The sequence below is a fragment of the Vibrio sp. V08_P9A1T1 genome (assembly GCF_963874405.1).
GTDB lineage: Bacteria > Pseudomonadota > Gammaproteobacteria > Enterobacterales > Vibrionaceae > Vibrio > Vibrio anguillarum.
The window spans coordinates 1-3,930 of the sequence record NZ_CAWNIB010000165.1 but is presented as its reverse complement, the minus strand read 5'-3'; the positions used below and the strand labels follow the sequence as shown (position 1 = coordinate 3,930).

The window sequence follows — 3,930 nt, the reverse complement described above, 5'->3', positions numbered from 1 at the left end:
ACCTCATTATGGTCATCATTTTTCCTTAAATAATGGGCAACTTAGTCCATTATTTATTTGAACATTAAAAATATTACAACGTAACTTATTTACATTGTAAATGAGCTTAAAATACCCGGAACGATTAGAGAAGCAGCATAATTTACGGTATGTGTCATTTGGAATGATGTTCCCCCTGTAGATCAATTAAATAATCGTAGAACATGAATAATAATAACTAGAGAGACAGGGCAGGGGAAACTTATCCTTTTCGTCAGGGTGCCAGGACGCATGATCAAGGCTAACATGATGATCATGCGTCCGAAGAGATCCCTCGCCACAGGAACAATGATCAAGAGGAATTAGCGCCTTCCTTATCAGCAAATAATCAGAAAACAAATGGATCTTCATCGGATCAATGATCAAGTGTGATTTAAGCTCGGAAGCATGTAAAAATAGCGCATAATTACGGGTGATTGCAGATGGAGTAGGGGCTGAGCAAGATACCTAGTACATAACAAGTAAAATTTAAAACACACTAAATAACAAAACCTTCTTCAATACGCTCTTGATCATGCTTTCGACACACTCTCACTCCTTATAATAGAAGCTGTTAAAAGAGTTATTTGTCATTTCAATTCATGTTTATGCCAAAATCGACTTTGAAAGAACATTTAATGCACTTCCTTGATCATCTTTCCAAAGAAAAACCAAGCCCATATTCTTCATCTCGCTCAAATAAAATAATCACTTCAACTCATCATGTGGATAAGTTGTGCATGAGCCATGATCATGCTTTAAGAAAGTGTTTGATCATTGATTCAGTCGTCTGATGATCATCGTTCGGAATGTGATTGATCATGCTTTCTTCTCTACAATGATCATGTTTTCAGTTTTCTATGATCATGCTTCTGAAGGGGATTTTTTTTTATCCCTATAAAACAATCAATTAGGCTGCTCATTAAGGCCTGATCATTAGATCATATAAGCAATATAGATCAGAATAATCAAAAAGATCAGTTATTTAAAAGCAATAAGTTTTTCTTTATTTATGATCTCTTTTTCTTTATTCTATTGGAACTATAGCGATATTACGGCTAGTGTGATACGGATCTAATAATGAACGCAGACGAAAAAATATTGATCAAAGCACCAAGGAGCCACAAAGATGGGCATCTTTTTGAAGTTTCAGAAACTGCTGTTGATTGGGTTGATCAATACCAACATTTTAAAGGTGTTACCAAAAGTATCGTTGAACTTCTTAACCTGATCTCATTAAGAGGTTTTCGCAGCCAAGATGGGCTAGTCTCGACAACAGAGTTAATTGAAGCAACCGATGGCCAATTGACCAGAGCGGCTATTCAGCAACGGCTGCGTGCTGCAGTAAGTATTGGTTTATTTAAACAGATCCCGGTGAGATTTGAAGAAGGTTTAGCTGGCAAAACAATGCTGCATAAATTTGTTAACCCAAATAAGCTCATCTCTGTGCTTGGTTCAACCAGTCTGGTAACTGAATCAGTAAAACAGACAGAAAAACGCAAGCGTTCAAAAGCGCTGGCTCAAACTCAGGTCAATAAGCGTTTGTTGACAGAGCATGGGCTAAATATTCCACCAGCGATGAAAGACGAAGCGGATCAGTTTGTAGTTTCACCCACCAATTGGGCTGGGATCATTGATCAAGCATTAGCTCCACCGAGAACTCGTAAAAGCTACCAGAAATCAATGGTGTCGATTTCTGGTACCCGTGCGATCATTGAAACTCGTTCTTCCAAAAATATCATGACAGTGGATGATCTAATGACACTGTTTGCACTGTTCACCTTAACGGTGCAATACCACGATCATCACCAAGAAGATTACCAACTTAATACCAAACACACACCGAATAAAACCCCATTGTACATTACTGATATTTTGTCGCTTCGCGGTAAAAAAGATAGTGGCCCAGCAAGAGATTCTATTCGCGATAGTATTGATCGGATTGAATTTACAGACTTCCAACTGCATGAGTTAACCGGCCGTTGGCTGAGTGAAAACATGCCAGAAGGATTTAAGAGTGATCGTTTTCGGTTCCTAGCAAGAACGATCACCGCTTCTGAAGAAGCGCCAACGGAAGGGGCTGATGGTGAAATTAGGATCAAACCTAATTTGTACATTTTAGTGTGGGAGCCTTCATTCTACGAAGAGTTACTCACTCGCGATTACTTTTTCTTGTTTCCACCAGAGATCCTAAAGCAACATACGTTGGTCTTCCAACTCTACTCCTATTTTCGCAGTCGCATGTCGCGTCGCCATACCGACAGCATGCTACTGAGTGAATTGAACCAAAAGTTGGCCCGTAATATCGAATGGCGTCGTTTTTCGATGGATCTTGTCCGTGAGCTAAAACGATTATCGGAAGGAAAGGGCAGCGATTCGTTATTTGTCGTGAATCTTTGGGGCTATCATTTGACGGTCACCACACTGGTGGATAAAGAAAAAGTGATGGATTACCAAGTCGACATTAAATGCGATGTGGAAGAAGTCCTGCGCTACTCGCGCGCTCGTACCACCAATGCAGGCAAACGCAACATGGCTCCAACGTTGCCTAACCCACTGCGCAATGAGATGGTTTCTAAGCAAAAACTAGAAGAGCTTTCTGAGATCATTGATGGTGAATTTGAACCGATTCAACGTAAAGCACCGTCTCCAAAGGGTAAGCTAGGACGAAGAGTCAAGCAGCGCAAACACCTAGTAGAGATCAATGCCGATGAAATTACGATTACCTTATCTAAATATACCTCTCCAGAGGCCCTAGAACGCAGTATAACGGCGTTATCAGCAATGACTGGACATCCACCATCCTCTATCAAGGAAGAGTGTACAGAGCTGATTGATAAGCTGGATTGGCTGAGGGTTGGAAATGAGGCGATCTCTTATGAGACGTTAAGTAAATTGATCGAGCTCTATAACACGAAAAACGAGAATAAACATTTATCGATCGAACGTTTGATCTCGGGTCTCGCGGTACGCCGCAAAGTGTGTAAGCAAGTGTACGAGGGGCATTTAGATGAATCCGTATTCCGGGCACTTGATGAAGTCGCTATTGGTATTTAAAAGGTATTTAAAACCAATTTACAACACAACCTTGACATGTAGCTGACATTTTGTTTTAGAAGGTTCGTTAGTATAGAAAACGAATAGACAACCTTTTGTCCTATCTGATGAATTAATAGATTGGCTCATATATGTTTTTAGCGAGTTATATAACTCGCTATTTTTTTATCTGTTGATCCCTGCAATCAATTAATACCCTCGCTTTATACCTTGATCATCGTTCCACGCGTAATATGCAAGAAATCGAACATGAGCATCAATTAAACTTCGGGATAAGGCCTCATCAACGTGCTGTTGGTTGAGATGCTCCAAACTCAGTACCAGCAACTGCTGCATCCGTTTTATACACCAAGATTTTAACTCAAGTTCACTACTCGGCTCCGAGACACAACGCTGAAAACGAGCGTAAGCAAGCTGCAGATATTGGAAGGCAAGCTCACCGTCAATGAGCTTGTAGTACTCATATTGGCGCAGGCAAGCATCAAGCCAACAAGCAATTGCTTTACTTTGATCATCACTCAGATCCGGCCCCCAGATCTCCTGTGGAGCATTAAGGATCAGAGGTTGTAATTGAGCCACCTGATCATAGCGCTTGTTCAGATGCCATTGATGGATCTCGGTTAACCAGTCGTGAAGCTTACACATCCCGTCTTACCTACAACTTTAAATGCATTAACTACAGTCTGGTGCATTTAAAGCTTATTTGCCAAACAGAAATGGGGAACCATGTGCTAAAAATCAGCACATTGAAAGAGCGTGGGGTAGGGGGGACTGCGATAGTATGCAACAGAATAAAATGAGCGCTAAAACTCTTGAATTCATGTATGCAATATTTAAATTTAGCCTCGTCTAGCA

General features: G+C 40.6%; 2 protein-coding genes. One reads left to right on the top strand and one right to left on the bottom strand.

All coding sequences use genetic code 11. The annotated features are described in order from the left end of the window. Positions 1 to 1,098 precede the first annotated feature (1,098 nt). Positions 1,099 to 3,075, top strand: a complete 1,977-nt coding sequence (locus tag AACT21_RS07455) for a replication initiator protein RctB domain-containing protein (protein ID WP_017043500.1) — start codon at positions 1,099 to 1,101, stop codon at positions 3,073 to 3,075. A gap of 189 nt (positions 3,076 to 3,264) precedes the next feature. Here AACT21_RS07455 and AACT21_RS07450 read toward each other — a convergent pair whose 3' ends face one another. Further along, positions 3,265 to 3,720 carry a transcriptional regulator gene (locus AACT21_RS07450; RefSeq protein WP_094163831.1) on the bottom strand — a complete coding sequence of 152 codons (456 nt, stop codon included), beginning with the start codon at positions 3,718 to 3,720 and terminating at the stop codon, positions 3,265 to 3,267. Positions 3,721 to 3,930 lie beyond the last annotated feature (210 nt).